At 43.6% G+C, this 21,261-nt stretch carries 20 protein-coding genes; 15 read left to right on the top strand and 5 right to left on the bottom strand.

Annotation, left to right across the window (positions count from 1 at the left end):
* Positions 1–14 precede the first annotated feature (14 nt).
* Complete coding sequence (gene mnmE, locus A5867_RS00775) at positions 15–1,412, bottom strand: tRNA uridine-5-carboxymethylaminomethyl(34) synthesis GTPase MnmE (protein WP_074535553.1); 1,398 nt, start codon at positions 1,410–1,412, stop codon at positions 15–17.
* A gap of 238 nt (positions 1,413–1,650) precedes the next feature.
* On the opposite strand from mnmE, the gene A5867_RS00780 reads away from it, so the two are divergent.
* Positions 1,651–1,980 (top strand): heavy metal-binding domain-containing protein, encoded by a 330-nt coding sequence (locus A5867_RS00780; protein ID WP_016608917.1) that lies wholly within the window; start codon positions 1,651–1,653, stop codon positions 1,978–1,980.
* Between the two features lie 204 nt (positions 1,981–2,184).
* On the opposite strand, the gene jag is transcribed toward A5867_RS00780, so the two are convergent.
* The 4 genes from jag to rpmH form a co-directional block, all read right to left on the bottom strand.
* Complete coding sequence (gene jag / locus A5867_RS00785) at positions 2,185–2,943, bottom strand: RNA-binding cell elongation regulator Jag/EloR (protein WP_087626679.1); 759 nt, start codon at positions 2,941–2,943, stop codon at positions 2,185–2,187.
* A gap of 17 nt (positions 2,944–2,960) precedes the next feature.
* Complete coding sequence (locus A5867_RS00790; protein WP_010748469.1) at positions 2,961–3,785, bottom strand: YidC/Oxa1 family membrane protein insertase; 825 nt, start codon at positions 3,783–3,785, stop codon at positions 2,961–2,963.
* Between the two features lie 18 nt (positions 3,786–3,803).
* Positions 3,804–4,139, bottom strand: a complete 336-nt coding sequence (gene rnpA, locus A5867_RS00795; RefSeq protein WP_015510644.1) for a ribonuclease P protein component — start codon at positions 4,137–4,139, stop codon at positions 3,804–3,806.
* Positions 4,140–4,286: 147 nt separating this feature from the next.
* On the bottom strand, positions 4,287–4,421 hold the full coding sequence (rpmH, locus tag A5867_RS00800) for a 50S ribosomal protein L34 (RefSeq protein ID WP_002356012.1): 135 nt from the start codon (positions 4,419–4,421) through the stop codon (positions 4,287–4,289).
* Between the two features lie 511 nt (positions 4,422–4,932).
* Between rpmH and dnaA the strand changes: the two genes are divergently transcribed.
* The 14 genes from dnaA (at position 4,933) to A5867_RS00875 (ending at position 21,208) form a co-directional block, all read left to right on the top strand.
* Positions 4,933–6,270, top strand: a complete 1,338-nt coding sequence (gene dnaA / locus A5867_RS00810; RefSeq protein WP_015508676.1) for a chromosomal replication initiator protein DnaA — start codon at positions 4,933–4,935, stop codon at positions 6,268–6,270.
* Between the two features lie 159 nt (positions 6,271–6,429).
* Entirely contained in the window at positions 6,430–7,560 is a 1,131-nt protein-coding gene (gene dnaN, locus A5867_RS00815; RefSeq protein ID WP_005226354.1) for a DNA polymerase III subunit beta, read from the top strand.
* A 222-nt stretch (positions 7,561–7,782) separates the two neighbouring features.
* Positions 7,783–8,022: a S4 domain-containing protein YaaA gene (gene yaaA, locus A5867_RS00820; protein WP_008376781.1), complete on the top strand. Its 240-nt coding sequence runs from the start codon at positions 7,783–7,785 to the stop codon at positions 8,020–8,022.
* Positions 8,009–9,121 carry a DNA replication/repair protein RecF gene (recF, locus tag A5867_RS00825; RefSeq protein WP_005226357.1) on the top strand — a complete coding sequence of 371 codons (1,113 nt, stop codon included), beginning with the start codon at positions 8,009–8,011 and terminating at the stop codon, positions 9,119–9,121. Before yaaA ends, recF begins: the two co-directional genes overlap by 14 nt.
* Positions 9,122–9,126: 5 nt before the next feature.
* Positions 9,127–11,076: a DNA topoisomerase (ATP-hydrolyzing) subunit B gene (gene gyrB, locus A5867_RS00830; protein ID WP_005226359.1), complete on the top strand. Its 1,950-nt coding sequence runs from the start codon at positions 9,127–9,129 to the stop codon at positions 11,074–11,076.
* A 23-nt stretch (positions 11,077–11,099) separates the two neighbouring features.
* The gene (gene gyrA / locus A5867_RS00835; RefSeq protein WP_016608933.1) at positions 11,100–13,625 is read left to right on the top strand and encodes a DNA gyrase subunit A; all 2,526 of its coding nucleotides are present in this window, start codon (positions 11,100–11,102) and stop codon (positions 13,623–13,625) included.
* A 263-nt stretch (positions 13,626–13,888) separates the two neighbouring features.
* The gene (gene rpsF, locus A5867_RS00840; RefSeq protein WP_005226363.1) at positions 13,889–14,188 is read left to right on the top strand and encodes a 30S ribosomal protein S6; all 300 of its coding nucleotides are present in this window, start codon (positions 13,889–13,891) and stop codon (positions 14,186–14,188) included.
* Positions 14,189–14,231: 43 nt separating this feature from the next.
* The gene (ssb, locus tag A5867_RS00845) at positions 14,232–14,756 is read left to right on the top strand and encodes a single-stranded DNA-binding protein (protein WP_005226365.1); all 525 of its coding nucleotides are present in this window, start codon (positions 14,232–14,234) and stop codon (positions 14,754–14,756) included.
* Between the two features lie 23 nt (positions 14,757–14,779).
* Positions 14,780–15,016, top strand: coding sequence for a 30S ribosomal protein S18 (rpsR, locus tag A5867_RS00850; protein WP_005226367.1), 237 nt, complete (start codon positions 14,780–14,782; stop codon positions 15,014–15,016).
* A gap of 240 nt (positions 15,017–15,256) precedes the next feature.
* The gene (locus tag A5867_RS00855; RefSeq protein WP_015508681.1) at positions 15,257–16,705 is read left to right on the top strand and encodes a DHH family phosphoesterase; all 1,449 of its coding nucleotides are present in this window, start codon (positions 15,257–15,259) and stop codon (positions 16,703–16,705) included.
* Positions 16,706–16,720: 15 nt separating this feature from the next.
* Positions 16,721–17,173 (top strand): 50S ribosomal protein L9, encoded by a 453-nt coding sequence (rplI, locus tag A5867_RS00860; RefSeq protein WP_005226371.1) that lies wholly within the window; start codon positions 16,721–16,723, stop codon positions 17,171–17,173.
* Between the two features lie 108 nt (positions 17,174–17,281).
* Complete coding sequence (gene dnaB / locus A5867_RS00865; protein ID WP_005226374.1) at positions 17,282–18,652, top strand: replicative DNA helicase; 1,371 nt, start codon at positions 17,282–17,284, stop codon at positions 18,650–18,652.
* Between the two features lie 247 nt (positions 18,653–18,899).
* Positions 18,900–20,192: an adenylosuccinate synthase gene (locus A5867_RS00870; RefSeq protein ID WP_005232916.1), complete on the top strand. Its 1,293-nt coding sequence runs from the start codon at positions 18,900–18,902 to the stop codon at positions 20,190–20,192.
* Positions 20,193–20,332: 140 nt separating this feature from the next.
* The gene (locus A5867_RS00875) at positions 20,333–21,208 is read left to right on the top strand and encodes a DegV family protein (protein WP_005226378.1); all 876 of its coding nucleotides are present in this window, start codon (positions 20,333–20,335) and stop codon (positions 21,206–21,208) included.
* Positions 21,209–21,261: the final 53 nt, after the last annotated feature.

Genomic DNA, 21,261 nt, shown 5'->3' on the forward strand with positions numbered 1-21,261 from the left:
CAGTGGCGCATTCTTTATTTTCCTAAACAAAACTGACTGAACAATTGGGTGATCAACTCATCTTGGACACTGTCGCCGACAACTTCTCCTAGATAGTCCCAGCAGCGTGTCATATCGATTTGAACCAAGTCGACAGGCATTCCTGCTTCGATCCCTTGGATGACCTCAGACAACGACTGAACGGCATTTTCTAATAAGGCAATGTGGCGAGTGTTAGAAAGATAGGAAGCATCCTTATCAGTGGTCTTGCCCCCAAAGAATAGATCGGCAATGGCTTGTTCCAGTTGATCCAAGCCTTCACTCGTCAACACAGAGACAGAAAAAATCGGTTCATCTGCTGCGTACTGCGCTAGCTCAGCGGGTGCTAATTTTGGCTCAAGGTCGGTCTTATTCAATAAGATGATCCGACGGCTGCCAGCAGTCAGCTCCAGCAATTGTTTGTCTTCCTGGGTCAATCCTTCGCTTTGGTTGAGAACCAGCAAAATCAACTCCGCTTCTGCCAATGCTTTGCGGCTGCGTTCGACCCCGATTTTCTCAACGACATCTTCTGTTTCGCGGATACCAGCCGTATCGATCAGTTTCAACGGTACCCCGCGAACATTGACATACTCTTCAATGACATCTCGAGTCGTACCAGCAATGTCTGTCACGATGGCTTTTTCTTCCCTTAATAAATGGTTCAATAAGCTGGATTTACCGACATTCGGCCGACCGATGATCGCAGTACTCAAACCTTCTCGCAAAATTTTTCCTTGTTGGGCAGTCGCTAATAAGGCTTGGATCTGCCCTTTGACCATCGTGGCTTTTTCTAACAATAAGCGGGTCGTCAATTCTTCCACATCATCGTATTCAGGGTAATCGATATTCACTTCAACTTGTGCCAGCGTCTCTAAGATCTCTTGGCGTAAGGTCCGAATCAAGTGGGAAAGATTGCCATCCAGCTGATTGACTGCGAGATTCATCGCCTTATCGGTCTTGGCACGAATTAGGTCCATCACCGCCTCGGCTTGAGAAAGGTCAACCCGTCCGTTTAAAAAGGCCCGCTTGGTGAATTCTCCCGGCTCAGCCAACCGTGCGCCTTGTCGTAAAACCAGCTGCAAGAGTTGATTGACGACAACAATCCCGCCGTGGCAGTTGATCTCGACGACATCTTCTCGGGTAAAGGTCCGCGGCTTTTTCATCACTGATAGCATCACTTCATCCATCAAACGGTTTTCTTCTGGGTCCACGATATGACCATAATGGATCGTATGACTAGGGACTTGGGCGAGGGTTTTAGTGCCTGCTTGAAAAATCCGATCCGCAATTGCGATCGCTTCTTCCCCGCTTAATCGCACAATACTGATGGCCCCCTCGCCTGGCGGGGTGGAAATCGCGGCAATCGTATCAAATTCTTGCGTTATATTCGCCATGTTGCTTGCTCCTCCTATTTTTTCACATAAAAAAAGTGCCCACTCCACCCGTCAAATTGATTGAAAATCAATAAAAACGAGTAGACTTAGCACTTTGACTGCTTGTCAATTAAATTCTGGAAATAGATTAGCACATTTTTGCGTGAGTCGCAAGCTTCCTTCAAAAACTTTTAAATTTTGCATCTGTCCGCAAAAACCTTTAAAATAAAAGCAAAGAATAAGAAAAGAGGGATCTATTATGGAAACCATCAAATCATCAAACAGCGCTGCTCGCATTAAAGAAATCATTTTATCGACAGGAAACGTGAATCGGCCTTACGTCGTGCGGGATATCGTCTTTGCGGCAGACAAAATCGAAGTAGATCTATTTGATACATCTGTGAATTTGAACGACCTGTTGGCAGATGTGACCTATCGCTTAAAAGAAACCGCCCACAGCTACGGAGCGAATGCAGTGATCAACTGTCATTTCGAACATGACCGCATCGTCGAAGGCGACAAAACCTTCCTTGAGATCTTTGCCTATGGTACAGTGGTTCAATTTACTCAATCAACCATCGGCGGCTAATTGCCTCTATCATCAAAGAAAAATACAAAAAAGAGTCCGCGGCATACGGACTCTTTTTTGATACCAAAGGCTGACCTACGTAACGTATGTTGACTTTGATAAGAATGATTTCTAGTCAAGGATACTTGGTTTTAAATTTGTTGTCAATCGCTTTTTCCCATCAAAAAAGGGAAAGGCTTGTCAGACCGCCTTTCCCTTTTTTCATTAAATTCGTTTGTCCGCAGGTTCCACTACTAAGTAGCGATACGGTTCATCCCCTTCAGAATGAGTTTGAACATACGCATCTTTACTCAAAACTGAATGGATCTGCTTTCTTTCAAACGCCGGCATCGGTTCTAAAAAGACTGGGCGGCCTGTTCGTTTGACTTTTTCAGCAGTACGGCTAGCCAAACGTTCTAAGATCGCTTGACGTTTTTCACGGTAATCTCCGACATTCACTACAATCGACAATTTGTTTTTCGCGATGCGGTGAATATACACTTGCGCCAAATATTGCAGTGCATTCAAGGTTTTGCCGTGCTTCCCAATCAAAATGCCTTGTTTTTGCGTTTCTAAATGAAAGACGACCACGCCGTCTTGACGAGCGGTTTTTACTAAGGCGGGTGCATTCAATGCTTTTGAAATATTTGTCAGATAGAGTCCCAGCTGAGCCAGCGCTTCCTCATCTGAAAGATCCGTCAGCAAAACAGGTTCGCTCGCTGCTGCTTCCATCACACTGCTTGCATCCTCTGTCGTCACAGGATCTGGTTCTACCAGCGGTTTTGCTGGTACTTCTTCAACGGGTGTCGGTTCTTCAACGATTCGTTTTTCAATGGAGACCCGTGCTTGTTTTTTTCCTAGACCCAAGAAGCCTTTTTTTCCTTCATCCAGGACTTCGATTACTGCTTGATCTTTGGTGATACCAAGGACTTGCAATCCCTCTTGAATTGCTTCATCTACTGTCAGATTTTCATAAATCGGCATTGCAGTGCAACCTCCTCTTATTTTTTCCGTTTCTTTTTAGGACTCATTGCTTTTTTCAGCGCACGTTCACGCTCGCGTTCTTTGCGGGCAGCTTCTTCTCTTTCTTGGCGAATCTTGAATGGGTTATTTAAGATCATTGTTTGCACAACTTGGAATGCATTGGAAACGACCCAGTACAAGGAAAGACCGCTGGCAATGTTGATCCCCATCAGTAAGATCATCATCGGCATAGCGAAATTCATGATTTTCAGACTCGCATTTGATTCCACTTGGCTCATACTTGATAAGTAAGTACTTGCAAAAGTAAAGAGCGCCGCTAAAATCGGCAAGATGAAGTATGGGTCACGATCACCCAGCTGCAGCCATAAGAATTTTCCTTCTTGCAGAGCAGGAACCCGTGAGATCGATTGCCACAAGGCCATCAAAATCGGCATTTGTACCAATAATGGCAGACAGCCGGCATAAGGATTGACATTGTTTTCCGCATACAAACGTTGTGTTTCTTCTTTTAACTTGCTTTGTGTTTCCGTATCTTTTGACGCATATTGCTGCTGCAGCGCTTTTAGCTTCGGTTGTAATTCTTGCGTTTTGCGCATGCTTTTGGTTTGGAAGTGCATCAACGGCATCAAAATGACCCGAATGATCAATGTAAAGAGGATGATCCCGATCCCGGCATTGCCGAAGGAGAGGGCTTTGATCGCCTCTGCAAAATAATAAACGATGTAACGGTCCCATAGACCAGTACTTTGTGCATTTACTTCACCTGTTGCACCGCAGGCAGATAAGACAACTACTAATGAGAGAACTCCCAAAAATAGTAAGACGCGTTTCCCTTTTTTCACGTAACTAATTCCTTTCCATTAATGAATAATTTTGGCAAGTTTTAAGACATGCTCTAAATTCGAGTAGATTTCCTTTGAGGAACAAGTGGCGATACTTGGACGGGCGATCACGATGAAATCGACCGCTGGTTCGATTCGCGGCTTCATTTCCGTTAAACTTGCACGGATTTTGCGCTTGATCTCATTTCGCTTCACTGCATTACCGACTTTTTTCCCTACAGATAAACCAACTCGAAAATGTGATTGCTCTTTAGGTAAGACATACACCACGAACTTCCGATTTGCAAAAGAATTTCCTGCCTGAAAAACTTTTTGAAAATCTTGCTCTGTTTTTACTCGATAGGATTTTCTCATCTTCGGTTCCTTCACTTCTTTCAATTAAGCTTCGCGAAACGGATTGAATCCGTAACCACTCACCTGTCAATAATACCATATTTGCCAAAAGTCAGACACTATATTCCGCAAAAACGGCATAAAAAAAAACCACTGGCATTCAGTGGCTTACGCAGAAATAACCTTTCTGCCTTTACGACGACGGCTAGCTAAAACACGACGTCCATTTTTTGTACTCATACGTTTACGGAATCCGTGAACTTTTTGACGTTTACGTTTATTTGGTTGATACGTTCTTTTCATTTATTTCCACCTCCATCAGGATAATGCTTATGCGCACAGACATACTTTGATAGTATAACGAGTCAAGTACTAGTTTGTCAATAAGAAGTTTGCTCAAAATCAGGCATTCTTTATCCACAATCCCTTTGATTTGTGTGGGTTTGCTGTTTATAGCCAATTTTTGTGGATAACTTTTTCCCCAGAGTTATTTTGGCTTTTTCCACAAACAAACAGCCTGTAGAAAAGTTTTCCACAATCACTTTTTTAGCTGTTGATAACTACTCTAAAACCTAGTGTTACCAAGGCGTGATCTTCACATCAATCTGTGGATAAAGGAGATGTTTTTATAGTTATGCACATTCTTTTTCTACCTGTGGATAGTCGGATTTCGAACATGTGCATTTCCATTTTTCTTTTATCCCGTTTTGTGGAAAAGTATTTTTTTCTAACCTTTTTTATCGTAATCTGTGGAAAACTTTTTCAATCCGTGCTATTTTAGTTATATCTATTCTTAGTTATAGGAGGACAATTTATGCCATCTGCTGATTCTATTTGGCAAGATCTTCAACGTTCCTTTAAAGAAGAGCTGAATCCGGCCAGTTATAGTGCTTGGATCGAGACTGCCAATGTCTTGTCGTTTGAAAAAAATCAGCTGCTGATCGAAGTACCCAGCGATCTTCATAAATCTTATTGGGAAAAAAATCTAGCTGCCAAAATTGTTGAAATGGGATTTATGAAAACTGGTGAAGAATTGATTCCTAGTTTTGTGACTGTCGAAGAAGCAGAAGCTTTAAAAACAGCCCCTTCTACTATTCAAACAGCTGCAGAAGAAAACGAGCGGCCGCCGAAATCGATCTTAAATGAAAAATACACATTTGATACCTTTGTCATCGGGAAAGGCAATCAGATGGCCCACGCTGCTGCTTTAGTTGTTGCAGAAGATCCTGGGTCTATTTATAATCCGCTGTTCTTCTATGGTGGCGTTGGTTTAGGGAAAACCCACTTGATGCACGCGATCGGTCATCAAATGTTGCTGAAACGCCCCAATGCCAAAATCAAGTACGTTAGTAGTGAAAATTTCACCAATGATTTCATTACTTCTATTCAAAAGAACAAAATGGAAGATTTTCGAAACGAATACCGCAATGTTGATCTTTTGCTGGTGGATGATATTCAATTCTTAGTCAATAAAGAAGGAACCCAAGAAGAATTCTTTAATACTTTCGAAGAACTGTATCGCAATAATAAACAGATCGTCCTGACAAGTGATCGTTTGCCAAATGAGATCCCGACTTTGCCGGAACGTTTGGTTTCCCGTTTTGCTTGGGGCTTATCCGTTGATATCACCCCGCCGGATCTAGAGACGCGGACTGCGATTTTGCGGAAAAAAGCCGAAGCCGAACGCTTGGAGATCCCCGACGATACCTTAAGTTATATCGCTGGGCAGATCGATTCGAATATCCGAGAACTTGAAGGAGCACTCGTGCGGGTGCAAGCTTTTGCTACGATGCAAAACTCAGATATTACAACGAGCTTGGCAGCTGAAGCCATCAAAGCCTTGAAATCAAGCCATGGCTCGACCCAAGTTTCAATTTTGCAAATCCAAGAAGAAGTCGCAAAATACTATCACATTCATGTCAATGATCTAAAAGGGAAAAAACGGGTCAAAGGCATCGTTGTCCCACGCCAGATCGCGATGTATCTCTCTCGAGAATTGACCGATAGTTCTTTACCAAAAATCGGCGGCGAATTTGGCGGCAAAGACCATACAACGGTCATTCATGCCCATGAAAAAATTCAGCATTTAGTCGAAACAGATCCCACGATCAAAAATGAGATCGCTGAAATCAAACAAATCCTCTTCAGCTGATCTGTGGATAAGAAAAGAAGAACCAAAAAAGTTGTCCACAAGTTATTCACAGGCATTTTCGTTAGTCTAATCACTCTTTTCTCGAGTTATCCACATTACTAACAAGCCTATTACTACTATTACTTTTATTTAATAACTATAAATTAAAGGAGTATCGCTATGAAGCTAACTTTAAACCGAACAGAGTTCATGCAAGAATTACAAACTGTCCAACGGGCGATTTCAACCAAAACCACCATCCCGATCTTAACTGGAGTAAAATTATCCCTTTCTGAAAAAGGATTGACCATGACTGGGAGCAACGCCGATATTTCCATTGAAACTTTTTTAAGTGTGGAAAACGAAAAAGCGCAAATGCAAATCGAAAAAACAGGAGCGATCGTTTTACAAGCACGTTTCTTCAGCGAAATTGTTCGTCGTTTGCCTGAAAGTACCTTAACGTTAGAAGTTTTAGACAATAATCAAGTAGCGATCACTTCTGGAAAAGCCAACTTTACCGTCAACGGCTTGGATGCCGATAGTTATCCACATTTACCAGTTGTCGAAAGTCAAGATTCGATCGAAATTCCAGCGCACGTATTGAACAAGGTCGTTAGTGAAACAGTCTTTGCGGTTTCGCAACACGAAAGCCGTCCGATCTTGACTGGGGTCCACTTTGTCTTAGAAAATCAAAAATTATTAGCTGTTGCGACCGACTCACACCGTTTGAGCCAACGGGTGATTCCATTGGAAAGCGGAGAAACAGCCTTCAACATCGTAATTCCTGGCAAAAGCTTAACGGAACTTTCTCGTTCCTTAACAGATGAAGAAGAAGCGATCCAAATCAGCATTATGGATAACCAAGTGTTGTTCCAAACGAAAACCATGAAATTCTATTCTCGTTTATTGGAAGGAACTTACCCAGATACCAACCGTCTGATTCCTTCAAGCTTCAATACTGAGATTGAATTTTCTGTCCCAGAATTGTTACAAGCCATCGAACGGGCGTCATTGCTTTCTCATGAAGGCCGTAACAACATCGTTCGTTTGGCGATCTCCGAAGAAGCCGTTGTCTTATATGGAAACTCACCAGAAATCGGGAAAGTCGAAGAAGATCTTTCTTTTGAAAAAGTGACCGGCGACCCATTAGAGATCTCTTTCAATCCTGACTATATGAAAGCAGCCCTCCGAGCCTTTGGTGACACGAGCATCGTGATCCGCTTTATCTCAGCGATCCGTCCCTTTACATTGGAGCCAACAGAGAGCAAAGGCAGCTTTATCCAGCTGATCACACCGGTGCGAACCAACTAGTTTTTCATGTCTTTTGAAAAAAGTTGAAACAATCATCTGAAAATGAATAAATGAGTTAAAAGGGCTTAAAATCGTTTTTAAGCCCTTTTTTCTATTTAGGCTTCTTTTTTGTCTAAAAGCAGTAAGTCTTCTGAGAATGAAAAATATGCCGATGAATTTGTTTTCTTGGCAAAAAAAGAGTATAATAGAGCTAAACGCTCTTTGATAGAATTGAGGGGAATTATGAAAATGCAAATACCGTTAGAAACGGAATACATGACACTTGGACAAATGCTCAAAGAAGTCAGTGTGATCAGCAGCGGCGGCCAAGCGAAATGGTACCTTGCAGAGCACACCGTTTTTGTCGACGGCGAGCCAGAAAATCGACGAGGGCGCAAATTGTATGCGGGAATGCGTGTTGAGCTACCTGATGAAGGTACTTTTTTTATGGTGAAGAAGGAAGACGCCGATGCGGCTGAATGAGTTGCATTTAAGCAATTATCGGAACTATGATTCGCTGACACTGACTTTTGAGAAAGGTCTGGTCATTTTTTTAGGCGAAAACGCGCAAGGAAAAACCAATATTTTAGAAAGTATCTATGTATTGGCGATGACCAAAAGCCACCGCACCTCCAGCGAGCAAGAGCTTATCCGCTGGGACACAGAAGGGGCGCGGATCTCTGGCAGTGTCAGTCGGGGACGCTCAACGATCCCGTTAGAACTGTTTTTGTCAAAAAAAGGACGAAAAACGAAAGTAAACCACATTGAGCAAAAAAAGCTCAGTAGTTACATAGGGCAGTTGAATGTCATTTTATTTGCTCCAGAAGACCTCTCCCTTGTAAAAGGAAGTCCCCAAGTCCGCCGCAAATTTCTCGATATGGAAATTGGGCAGATCGATCCAATCTATCTCTATGATCTCGTTCAATACCAATCCGTTTTGAAACAGCGCAATCAATACTTAAAACAGCTGAATGAAAAAAAACAGACCGATGAGATCTATTTAGATGTTTTAACGGAACAGCTGGTGGCTTTCGGCAGTAAAATCATTTTAGCCAGACAACGATTTGTTCAGCGCTTGGCGTATTGGGCAAATCAGCTGCACCAAAAGATCAGCCAAGGAAAAGAAACCTTGCAGATCGACTACTTATCGAATGTGCCCGGTGAGGCGAGTACGCTGGAGGAGATCCAACAGCAATTTGTCAAAGCCTTGGCACAAGTCAAAGACCGTGAACGATTTCGGCAAGTCACGTTGGCAGGTCCCCATCGAGACGATCTGGATTTTTTGATCAATGAGAAAAATGTTCAGACCTTTGGTTCGCAAGGACAGCAGCGAACGACCGCCTTAAGTGTTAAATTGGCAGAAATCGATTTGATGAAAGAAGAAACGGGGGAATATCCCGTCCTTTTATTAGATGACGTCATGAGTGAGCTGGATGATTCCCGACAACTGCATTTATTGGAGACCATTGAAGGAAAAGTTCAGACCTTTCTGACAACGACGACATTAGAACATGTGAAAGACAAAATGTCTGTGGAAGCAGAGATTTTTTATGTAGAGCAAGGACATATTAAAGGAGAATAGACTGAATGACAGAAGAAGAAAAAAGCTTAGTTGAACGTGCGAAAGCCTATGATGCCAGTCAGATCCAAGTGTTGGAAGGACTAGAAGCCGTCCGCAAACGACCTGGGATGTACATTGGTTCTACCAGTTCAGAAGGTTTGCACCACTTAGTATGGGAAATCGTCGATAACTCGATCGATGAAGCACTAGCAGGCTTTGCCTCAAGTATTCAAGTGATCATTGAACCAGATAATAGTATTACGGTCGTCGATGACGGTCGGGGGATCCCCGTTGATATCCAAGCCAAAACAGGCCGTCCAGCGGTAGAAACCGTCTTTACGATCCTGCATGCCGGCGGGAAATTCGGCGGTGGCGGCTACAAAGTATCTGGTGGACTGCACGGGGTAGGGTCCTCCGTCGTTAATGCGTTATCCACGACTTTAGACGTAAAAGTCTATAAAGAAGGCAAAGTGTATTATCAAGAATACCATCGTGGGGCAGTCGTTGATGACTTGAAAGTGATCGATGAAACCGACCGCCACGGAACGACCGTCCACTTTGTTCCAGATCCAGAGATCTTTACGGAAACAACCGTATTCAATTTTGATAAATTAGCGACACGGGTTCGGGAATTAGCCTTCTTGAACCGTGGCTTAAAAATCTCGATCGAAGACAAACGGGAAGAAAAACCCGTCTTGAAAGAATATCATTACGACGGTGGGATCAAGAGCTATGTGGAGCATTTGAATGCAAGTAAGACAGTGATTTTCCCAGATCCGATCTACTTAGAAGGAGAACAACAAGGAATCACGGTTGAAGTTTCCATGCAATATACCGATAGCTACCACAGCAATCTGTTGAGTTTTGCCAACAACATCCATACCTATGAAGGCGGAACCCATGAATTCGGGTTTAAGACTGCCTTGACACGGGTGATCAACGATTACGCCCGCAAGTCAAAATTGATGAAAGAAAACGACGAAAACCTGACCGGAGAAGATGTTCGGGAAGGATTGACGGCAGTTATCTCTATCAAGCATCCAGATCCTCAGTTTGAGGGACAAACGAAAACCAAATTAGGAAATTCCGAAGTGCGGACAGTCACTGATCGTCTTTTTTCCGAACATTTCACGAAATTCTTGATGGAAAACCCGAATGTGGGTCGTCAAGTCGTGGAAAAAGGACTTTTGGCATCAAAAGCCCGTCAAGCAGCCAAACGTGCCCGAGAAATGACTCGCCGAAAAGGTGCGTTAGAAATCAGTAACTTACCTGGGAAATTAGCCGACTGTTCCAGTAATGATCCAGAAAAATGCGAACTGTTTATCGTCGAAGGAGATTCTGCCGGCGGTTCAGCAAAACAAGGCCGCAGTCGCGAATTCCAAGCGATCTTACCGATCCGTGGGAAGATTTTAAATGTCGAAAAAGCCAGCATGGACAAAATCTTAGCAAACGAAGAGATCCGTTCATTGTTTACAGCAATGGGAACTGGGTTTGGTGCTGATTTTGATGTAGCAAAAGCCCGTTACCACAAGCTAGTTATCATGACCGATGCCGATGTCGATGGTGCCCATATCCGGACCCTGCTTTTGACGCTTTTCTATCGTTATATGCGTCCAATCGTTGAAGCTGGTTATGTCTATATCGCACAACCGCCATTGTACGGTGTCAAACAAGGGAAAAATATCCACTATATCCAACCCGGCAAGAATGCCGAACAAGATTTGAAAAATACGATTGAATCACTGCCTGCGACACCAAAACCAACGGTTCAACGCTACAAAGGTCTAGGGGAAATGGATGACCACCAGTTATGGGAAACCACGATGGACCCTGAAAATCGGATGATGCTGCGGGTCAGCGTTGATGATGCCATAGAAGCCGATCAAATTTTTGAAATGCTGATGGGGGATCGCGTCGAACCAAGACGGGCCTTTATCGAAGAAAACGCGCACTACGTGAAAAATCTTGACATCTAGCCAATCGTAGAGGAGGAAACAGCTTGAGTGAAGAAGCAAAACAAAATATTCATGACGTCAATCTGACCAGTGAAATGCGCGAGTCCTTTATCGATTATGCAATGAGTGTAATTGTTGCTAGGGCTTTACCAGATGTGCGGGATGGCTTAAAGCCGGTTCACCGCCGAATTTTATATGGAATGAATGAATTAGGGGTCACACCAGACAAGCCCCATAAAAAATCAGCCCGGATCGTCGGCGATGTCATGGGGAAATACCATCCCCATGGGGACAGTGCGATCTATGAATCAATGGTGCGGATGGCACAGCCCTTTAGCTATCGCTACATGCTAGTCGATGGCCATGGAAACTTTGGTTCAGTCGATGGTGACGGTGCCGCTGCGATGCGGTATACCGAAGCCCGCATGAGTAAACTGGCGATGGAGATGCTGCGGGACATCAACAAAGATACCGTTGATTTCCAAAGCAACTATGATGATACAGAACGAGAACCAGCGGTATTACCTGCCCGCTTCCCGAACCTTTTGGTCAACGGGACGACTGGGATCGCTGTTGGGATGGCGACCAATATCCCGCCTCATAACTTGAATGAAGTCATTGCAGCCATCGATCTATTGATGGAAAATCCAGAAGTCACAACGAGTGAATTGATGGAAGTCCTACCAGGACCAGACTTCCCAACTGGCGGGATCGTGATGGGAAAATCCGGTATTCGCCGTGCCTATGAAACAGGGAAAGGTTCGATCACTGTTCGCGGAAAAGTCGAAGTGACTGAAATGCCCAACGGCAAAGAACGGATCTTAGTGACTGAATTGCCATATATGGTCAATAAAGCGAAGTTGATCGAACGGATCTCTGAGCTGCACCGTGACAAACGGATCGAAGGAATCACCGATCTGCGGGATGAATCGTCTCGTGAAGGCATGCGGATCGTGATCGACGTTCGTCGCGACGTCAGTGCGTCGGTGATCTTAAATAATCTCTACAAAATGACTGCACTGCAATCTTCTTTTGGCTTTAATATGTTAGCCATTGAAAAAGGCGTGCCGAAGATTTTGAGCTTGAAACGAATTTTAGAAAACTACATCGAGCACCAACAAGAAGTGGTGACTCGTCGGACACAGTTTGATAAAAACAAAGCAGAAGCTCGTGCCCACATCTTGGAAGGATTACGGATCGCATTGGATCATATCGATGAGATCATTGCTTTGATCCGAGCATCAAATTCTGATGATGAAGCAAAAAATAGCATGATGGAGCGCTTCAAATTGTCCGATCGCCAAGCGCAAGCGATTTTAGATATGCGTTTGCGTCGCTTGACTGGTTTGGAACGCGACAAGATCGAAAACGAGTACCAAGGTTTGTTAGAATTTATCGCTGATTTGACAGACATTTTAGCAAATCCACAACGAGTCCTAGAGATCATTCAAACGGAGTTGCAAGAATTAGGCCAACGCTTTGGTGATGATCGCCGGACTGAATTATTGGTTGGGGAAGTCTTAAGTCTTGAAGATGAAGATTTGATCGAAGAAGAAGAAATCGTCATTACCTTGACGAACAATGGGTACATCAAACGAGTAGCTAAGTCTGAATTCCGTGCACAACGCCGCGGCGGACGTGGCGTTCAAGGAATGGGGATCCACGATGAAGACTTCGTGAAGACGTTGGTTTCTTGTTCGACTCATGACACATTACTGTTCTTCACCAATAAAGGGAAAGTTTACAAAGCCAAAGGCTATGAAATTCCTGAGTATGGTCGGGCAGCCAAAGGGATCCCTGTGATCAATCTCCTAGGGATCGATTCTAGCGAACGGATCGAAGCGATCATTTCGGCTTCTGGTGGGCCTCAAGAAGGACGCTACTTGTTCTTCACGACGCGTCTAGGTGTGGTCAAACGGACCTCAGTGACGGCCTTTTCAAATATCCGTGCCAATGGTCTGATTGCGATCGGTCTTCGGGAAAATGATGAGTTGGTCAATGTAATTGAAACCCACGGCGAAGATGTCGTGATCATCGGAACCCACGATGGCTACTCTGTGACCTTCAAAGAAGCCCTTGTTCGGGATATGGGCCGAACAGCTGCTGGTGTGCGAGGCATTCGTCTAAGAGACGGAGACTACGTAGTAGGCGCTGCAGTGATCACAGAAGACAGTGAAGTCTTGGTCATCACTGAGAACGGCTATGGCAAGCGTACCAAAGGCTCTGAATACCCAATCAAAGGTCGTGGCGGAAAAGGGATCAAAACAGCCAACATTACGGCGAAAAATGGTCCATTAGCCGGCTTGACGACGGTCAGCGGTGAGGAAGACATCATGGTGATCACCGATAAAGGCGTCTTGATTCGTTTCAATGTAGCGACTGTTTCCCAAACTGGTCGGGCAACCTTAGGGGTTCGTTTGATGAAGATGGAAAATAATGCCAAAGTAGTGACGATGGCAACAGTTGAACCAGAAGTCGAAGAAGAACTAGCGACTGCTGAAGAAACAGCGGTACAAGACGTGCCAGATGTGGAAGAAACAACGGAAGACACCACGGATACACAAGAATAAGCAATACGTTTTCTAGGAAGACAGCAACCTGTGAACCTGCAGCTTGCTGTCTTCCTATTCTTTTTCAAAAAATCGGCAGCAGCTGACGTATTTATCAGTGTAAGCGATTGTTTGCGGTGATGGGTAGATGCAGGGACGCAAAAAAACAGCTTGCAGTAAGGACGAAAAAAGTGTATAATAATTATTTGTGAGTAGTCTAATTAGACCACTCTCTCTGCTCCTAGAAAACTAGGGGCCAAAGTCCACAGGGAGGTGAAAAATCAATGGAAAACACGAAATATGAGATTTTATATATCATTCGTCCAAACATTGATGAAGAAGCAAAAGCCGCATTGATCGCTCGTTTTGACTCAATCTTAACTGATAACGGCGCTGAAGTTATCGAATCAAAAGATTGGCAAAAACGCCGTCTAGCGTATGAAATGGATGGATTCCGTGAGGGTATCTATCACATCGTTAAAGTTTCTTCTTCAACAACTGCAAGTGCAATCAACGAGTTTGACCGTCTTGCGAAAATCAATGATGACATTATCCGTCACATGATTGTCAAAGAAGAAGCATAATATTGTTTCACATGAAACAAAAGCGATGAGGAGATGATGAACTTTGATTAATAATGTTGTACTAGTAGGAAGACTAACCAAAGATCCTGATTTACGTTACACTTCTAATGGCACTGGTGTCGCAACCTTTACCTTGGCGGTAAACCGCAATTTTACCAACCAAAGTGGAGAGCGCGAAGCTGATTTCATCAACTGTGTTATTTGGAGAAAACCAGCGGAAACATTAGCAAACTATGCACGCAAAGGAACTTTATTAGGGGTTACTGGACGTATTCAAACCCGTTCATACGACAACCAACAAGGCCAACGTGTTTATGTAACAGAAGTCGTTGCTGACAACTTCCAATTATTAGAGTCGCGGAATGCTTCCGAGCAAAGACGCACAACTGATAGCGGATCTGGCAGTAACAATACGTATAACTCAAACAGTTCTTCTGGATTTGGTAACAATAACTCAAATCAAACTCAATCCTCTCAACCATCAGGAATGCCTAATTTTGATCGAGACAACTCCGATCCATTCGGAAACTCATCAATCGACATTTCAGACGATGATTTACCATTCTAAGAAATTGATAGGAGGGAAATAGGATGGCACAACAAAGAAGAGGCGGACGCAAACGTCGTAAAGTAGACTACATTGCTGCAAACCATATTGAACATATCGATTATAAAGATATTGAATTACTAAAACGTTTCATTTCAGAACGCGGTAAAATCTTACCACGTCGTGTAACTGGTACTGGTGCGAAAAACCAACGCAAACTTACCATTGCAATCAAACGTGCGCGTATCATGGGATTACTTCCATTCGTAGGCGAAGAATAAATCGAATGATTTTTATTGACAAGTTTCTTTTGAAGCTTGTCAATTTTTTTATCCATCGAAGAGTAACTTGTTATTTTATATATAGATAGAATAACGAATGATAGAAATTTTTTCCTGGTTGGTTCACCAAAAAAGTTTCACGTGGAACTTTTTTGCATCAATCGCCTATTTGATTGTTTTGTGGTAAAATAAGGAACAAAGCTTCAAAAAAATGGGATGATACATTGAGGGGTAAAAAAGATGGCAGCAATTGGGTTGATTTCAATTGATAATTACGATGATTTGATTGAGAAAAAAGACGACAAACAAGTTTCTTATTTGAACTCGCTGATCACGACATTGATTTCTGATTGGGCAAGTGAGAATCATGTTTTTTACAAACGAATCAATTCCGAGCGGTTTCTTTTCGTCGCGAAGTATTCAGATATTGAGCGGATGAAGGAAGAAAAATTCCAATTTTTGACTAGAGTACGGCAAGTTGCGGAAAAAAATGATCTGCCATTAACGATCAGTATGGGGATCTCCTATGGGGAAGAGTCTTTTGAAGAGATCGGGGAAGTGGCACAAAACAATCTCGACATTGCGTTAGTTCGCGGCGGTGATCAAGTCGTTTTAAAAGAAGCCAAAGAAGAAGCGAAACCGCAATTCTTTGGTGGCAATACAGACGGCACACCCAAGAGAACGCGTGTTCGTTCTCGTGCCATGAGTACGGCGTTGAGAAAGATTTTTGCTGAAAACCAGCGGATCTTTATCATGGGTCATCGTTACCCAGACATGGATGCCTTAGGTTCGGCTTTTGGGGTGGCATACATGGCGATGATGAGCGACAAAGAATGCTACATCATTTTAAATCCAAAAGAGATCACCGCAGACATTCAGCGGGCATTGGAAGAATTGAAAAAATACCCCGAGCTGGAACGATTTGTGATCACTGGGGAAGAAGCAGTTAATTTATCAAATGAAGAAAGTGTGCTAGTGATGGTAGATTACCATAAGCCATCGATGTCGATCTCGCAAGCGGTCTATGATGAATTTGACAAAATCGCAGTGATCGATCACCATCGTCGCGGGGATGAGTTTCCCGATAAGCCACTATTGACGTATATTGAATCTTCCGCGTCTTCGGCATCGGAACTGGTAGCAGAATTGATCCAGTATCGTGCTTCTCGCAGATCGCAAGTCCCGAAATTTATTACGACTTCTTTATTAGCGGGCATCTACGTGGATACGAAGAACTTCACGGTGCGAACCACTGGTCGGACCTTTGATATTGCTGGTTATTTGAAAAACCAAGGCGCAGATACGTCATTGGTTCAATACATGTTGAGTACGGATCTCGATTCCTATTTGATGATCAGTGAACTGGTTTCTCGCAGCCAGCATTTCCGAGAAGATATCGTGATTGCTGCAGCGGATGAAGATCGGGTGTACGATAGTGTCACCGTTGCGAAAGCGGCCGATACTCTGCTATCGATCAATGGGATCCATGCCGCATTTGTCATTACGAAACAACCAGGAGATTTGATCGGTATCAGTGCTAGAAGCACTGGTAAAGTCAATGTACAAACCTTGATGGAGGCATTAGGCGGCGGCGGACATTTTACCAACGCAGCCACGCAAATAAAGAACAGCAGCATTGGTGATGTAGAAAACCAGCTGCGAGCGGAATTAACGAAAAATGAACAATAACAAGGAGTGACCAAGATGAAAGTTATTTTCTTACAAGATGTCAAAGGCAAAGGCAAAAAAGGCGATATCAAGGAAGTCCCTAATGGCTACGCACAAAACTTTCTGATCAAAAACAACTTAGCCAAACCTGCCAACAATGAAAGCATGGCAGAATTAAAAGGCAAACAAAAAGCCAAAGAAAAACAAGACGCAGAAGTCTTAGCAGAAGCGAAAGAGTTAAAAGCACTTCTTGAAAAGGAAGAAACCGTTGTGAAGATCAATGCCAAAGCAGGGGAAGATGGCCGCTTATTCGGTTCGATCCCATCAAAACAAATCGCAGATGCCTTGAACAAGCAATACAAAATAAAGATCGACAAACGCAAAATCGAATTGGATCAGCCGATCCGTGCATTAGGCTTTACGCAAGTACCTGTAAAATTGCACCCACAAGTAACAGCAACGATCAATGTTCATACCATCCAAGAATAAGCATTACTCCCAACAGTCACATGTTGGGGTTTTTTTCGGCAAACGTCCAAGCAATCTTGTACTTTGGATGGGAATCTTGTAGAATGAATGGACGAAGGAGCGAATGGCATGAATGAAGTTTGGCAAAATCAAGTTCCCCCACAAGATATTGAAGCGGAACAAGCGGTCCTAGGGGCAGTCTTTTTAGATGCCGATGCGATCATCGATGCAATGGAAGTAATCGCCCCAGAAGATTTTTATCGCCGCAGCCATCAAATAATTTTTCAAGCAATGATCCAGTTGAACGACCGTAGTGAATCGATCGACTTGATTACGTTGAAAGCAGAAATTGAAAAAAGCAACAGTCTTGAAGATGTTGGCGGCCTGACGTATCTGACTGAATTGAGTCAAGCTTCACCATCAGCAGCAAGTATTGCTTATTATGCGAAGATCGTTGACGACAAAGCCACGTTACGCAATCTGATCCAAACAGCGAGCCGCATCGTAACCAAAGGCTTTGAACAAGATGAAGATGTGCAGTCGATCATTGATCAAGCAGAAAAAAGTATTTTAGAAGTATCCGAAAAGCGCAATAGCAATGGCTTCCAATCGATAGCGGAAGTCTTGAATCGGACGATCGAAACGATCGATCAGTTGGCGCAAAACAATGAAGAAATCACCGGATTACCTACGGGTTATGCGGCTTTAGACAAAATGACGGCGGGGCTGCAAAAAGAAGAGCTGATTATTCTCGCTGCCCGCCCCGCGGTAGGGAAAACCGCGTTTGCCTTGAATATCGCGCAAAATGTCGGAACGAAAACCGATCGTTCCGTAGCGATCTTTAGTCTGGAAATGGGGGCTGAATCATTGGTCAATCGGATGCTGTGTGCGGAAGGCTCGATTGAGGCCAGTCACTTGCGGACGGGGCAGCTCTCAGAAGAAGAGTGGCGCAATTTGATCGTTGCCATGGGCAGTCTTTCTAACGCCAATATCTATATCGATGATACCCCTGGGATCAAGATCTCTGAGATTCGGGCACGTTGTCGGAAACTGGCGCAAGAAAAAGGTAATCTCGGCTTGATTTTGATCGACTACTTGCAGCTGATTGAAGGAACGGGTCGCGAAAACCGCCAACAAGAAGTCTCTGAGATCTCTCGCCAATTAAAGAAACTGGCGAAGGAATTAAAAGTGCCAGTGATCGCACTGTCTCAGCTTTCTCGGGGTGTGGAACAACGACAAGACAAGCGTCCTGTTTTAAGTGATATCCGAGAATCAGGATCGATCGAGCAGGATGCCGATATCGTTGCTTTCTTGTACCGAGATGACTACTACCGCAGCGAAGGCGATGATGACGATGAACCAGAAGAACAACAAAACAACAATGTGATCGAAGTCATTATCGAGAAAAACCGGAGTGGTGCCCGAGGGACCGTCGAACTTCTATTTATCAAAGAATACAATAAGTTCTCCTCGGTCTCGCCGCGAGAAGAGTTCGGGTAAGACACCAACGATGTGAGAAACCAAGGCTCCTGCTGCCGTCTGCATTGCGCTGATGGCAGCAGGGCTTTTTTTATGTGCTGACTTTATTCGTTTTTACGTGTATAAATAATTATTGAGAAGAAAATAGTTCGTTTTTTACCCCTGAAAAATGAGAATTTAAAACGATTATTCGATTTTAGATTGAAAGAGCTTGCGAATCTTGTTACAATACTTAAGGAATGCACTAATTAAAGAAAGAGGTCATTATATGTCATCTGTAGTAGTAGTAGGTACACAATGGGGCGATGAAGGTAAAGGAAAGATTACGGACTTTTTGAGTGAAAACGCGGAAGTCATTGCACGTTATCAAGGTGGAGACAATGCCGGCCATACGATTAAATTTGACGGTGTGACCTATAAACTGCATTTGATTCCTTCTGGGATCTTTTATGCAGATAAAATCAGTGTCATTGGAAACGGGGTCGTTGTGAACCCGAAATCATTAGTTAAAGAATTAGCATACTTGAAAGAAAACAATATAATAACAGAAAACTTAAAGATCTCTGATCGTGCTCATGTTATTTTACCTTACCATATCCATTTGGATCAGCTGCAAGAAGATGCCAAAGGTGACAACAAGATCGGTACGACGATCAAAGGGATTGGACCAGCCTATATGGATAAAGCTGCCAGAGTCGGCATTCGGATCGCTGATCTTTTAGACAAAGAAATTTTTGAAGAACGTCTGCGTATCAACTTAGAAGAAAAAAATCGTCAATTCGTGAAAATGTTTGACGCAGAGCCAATCGCCTTTGAAGACATTTTTGAAGAGTATTACGAATATGGCCAACAAATCAAAAAATATGTGACGGATACTTCGGTGATCCTTAACGATGCCTTAGATGAAGGCAAACGGGTTTTATTTGAAGGGGCACAAGGCGTGATGCTGGATATCGACCAAGGAACCTATCCTTTCGTGACATCATCCAACCCCGTTGCTGGGGGAGTCACTATTGGTAGTGGTGTGGGTCCTTCAAAAATCAACAAAGTCGTTGGTGTCTGCAAAGCTTACACCTCTCGGGTAGGAGATGGTCCTTTCCCAACGGAACTGTTTGATGAAACAGGTGAACAAATTCGTAAGATCGGTCGTGAATACGGAACAACGACAGGACGTCCTCGCCGTGTGGGCTGGTTTGATACCGTCGTGATGCGCCATTCAAAACGGGTCTCAGGGATTACAAACCTATCCCTTAACTCGATCGATGTTTTGAGCGGTTTAGAAACCGTGAAGATCTGTACCGCTTATGAACTAGATGGTGAATTGATCTATCATTACCCAGCAAGCTTGAAAGAGTTGAACCGCTGCAAACCAGTCTACGAAGAACTTCCTGGCTGGTCTGAAGACATTACTGGCTGCAAAACATTAGCAGATCTGCCAGAAAATGCACGCAATTACGTTCACCGCATCTCTGAATTAGTCGGTGTCCGCATTTCGACCTTCTCTGTAGGACCAGACCGCAGCCAAACCAACATTTTAGAAAGTGTTTGGGCGCAAATCTAATCTGACGCAAAAGCTTCAGAACAAGACGAAGAACTCCTGTGTCAAAAGCAGTCAACGATAAGTTTGGCTGCTTTTGATGAGAATTTCTTCTGTCTTGTTCTTTTTTTGCTATAATAGGGGGTAACGAGAGGGGTGAAACCATGTTTCAAATCATGACAGATTCCTGCTGTGATTTACCAGCAGCAAGATTAGCGGAGCTAGATGTTGCGTATATTCCGATGCTGATCGAATTAGACGGCAAAGAATATATCGATGATATGGGCAAAGAATTTGATACGGAATGGTTTTTAGGAAAACTAAAAGAGCATGCGCAGCCGACAACTTCTCAAATCAATGTCGGACGTTATATGGAGTATTTTCGGCCATATGTCGAAGCGGGCACACCGGTCCTTTATTTAGGTTTTTCTTCAGGAATGAGCGGCTCATTCCAAAGTGCCGTCCAAGCCGTAGCCTTACTAAAAGAAGAATACAAAGAAGTTGCGATCACCTTGATCGATACGCGCTCTGCGAGTTTAGGCGAAGGCTTCTTAGTGGCTGAAGCAGCCCAACAAAAAGCCCAAGGACGTTCGTTGCTAGAAGTCAGCCAATGGGTAGAAGAAAACAAACTGCGTTTAGATTCATGGGTCACCGTCGACGATTTAAAACAATTGGAACGCGGCGGCAGAATCTCTAAAACGGCGGCAGCGATCGGCGGATTGTTGAACGTGAAACCAATTATTACCGTCGATACTGCGGGAAAATTACGCAGCGTTGATCGAGTGCGGGGACGCAACAAAGCGATCCAAAAAATCGTAGATCAAACCATCGCCAATCTTCACGAATCAAAAACCAATACGGTTTATTTTGCCAATGCTGGCGATGCCGAAGCGGCGGAGAAAGTCATCAAACGTTTGACCGAAAAAATTCCTGACATTATTATTCATCATTATCCATTAGGTCCAACGATCTCCAGTCATACCGGCTACGGCTGCTTGGCGCTGTTTTCATTCGGCAAAGCCCGTTTAGAACAAGCGTAACCTGCCAAAAATACCCGAAGCACCTAGGAAAAATAAAAGAAACGCTCCAGTTG

It is taken from the genome of Enterococcus sp. 6D12_DIV0197 (genome assembly GCF_002174385.1).
Lineage (GTDB): Bacteria > Bacillota > Bacilli > Lactobacillales > Enterococcaceae > Enterococcus_D > Enterococcus_D casseliflavus.

Coding starts and splice junctions, on each gene's coding strand:
- jag (WP_087626679.1), bottom strand. CDS start 2,943: ATGCCGATTTATGAAAATCTGACAGTAGATGAAGCAATTCAAGAGGGA.
- rplI (WP_005226371.1), top strand. CDS start 16,721: ATGAAAGTTATTTTCTTACAAGATGTCAAAGGCAAAGGCAAAAAAGGC.
- gyrB (WP_005226359.1), top strand. CDS start 9,127: ATGACAGAAGAAGAAAAAAGCTTAGTTGAACGTGCGAAAGCCTATGAT.
- rpsF (WP_005226363.1), top strand. CDS start 13,889: ATGGAAAACACGAAATATGAGATTTTATATATCATTCGTCCAAACATT.
- recF (WP_005226357.1), top strand. CDS start 8,009: ATGCGGCTGAATGAGTTGCATTTAAGCAATTATCGGAACTATGATTCG.
- rpsR (WP_005226367.1), top strand. CDS start 14,780: ATGGCACAACAAAGAAGAGGCGGACGCAAACGTCGTAAAGTAGACTAC.
- dnaN (WP_005226354.1), top strand. CDS start 6,430: ATGAAGCTAACTTTAAACCGAACAGAGTTCATGCAAGAATTACAAACT.
- A5867_RS00875 (WP_005226378.1), top strand. CDS start 20,333: ATGTTTCAAATCATGACAGATTCCTGCTGTGATTTACCAGCAGCAAGA.
- A5867_RS00855 (WP_015508681.1), top strand. CDS start 15,257: ATGGCAGCAATTGGGTTGATTTCAATTGATAATTACGATGATTTGATT.
- A5867_RS00780 (WP_016608917.1), top strand. CDS start 1,651: ATGGAAACCATCAAATCATCAAACAGCGCTGCTCGCATTAAAGAAATC.
- rpmH (WP_002356012.1), bottom strand. CDS start 4,421: ATGAAAAGAACGTATCAACCAAATAAACGTAAACGTCAAAAAGTTCAC.
- A5867_RS00870 (WP_005232916.1), top strand. CDS start 18,900: ATGTCATCTGTAGTAGTAGTAGGTACACAATGGGGCGATGAAGGTAAA.
- yaaA (WP_008376781.1), top strand. CDS start 7,783: ATGAAAATGCAAATACCGTTAGAAACGGAATACATGACACTTGGACAA.
- mnmE (WP_074535553.1), bottom strand. CDS start 1,412: ATGGCGAATATAACGCAAGAATTTGATACGATTGCCGCGATTTCCACC.
- dnaA (WP_015508676.1), top strand. CDS start 4,933: ATGCCATCTGCTGATTCTATTTGGCAAGATCTTCAACGTTCCTTTAAA.
- rnpA (WP_015510644.1), bottom strand. CDS start 4,139: ATGAGAAAATCCTATCGAGTAAAAACAGAGCAAGATTTTCAAAAAGTT.
- dnaB (WP_005226374.1), top strand. CDS start 17,282: ATGAATGAAGTTTGGCAAAATCAAGTTCCCCCACAAGATATTGAAGCG.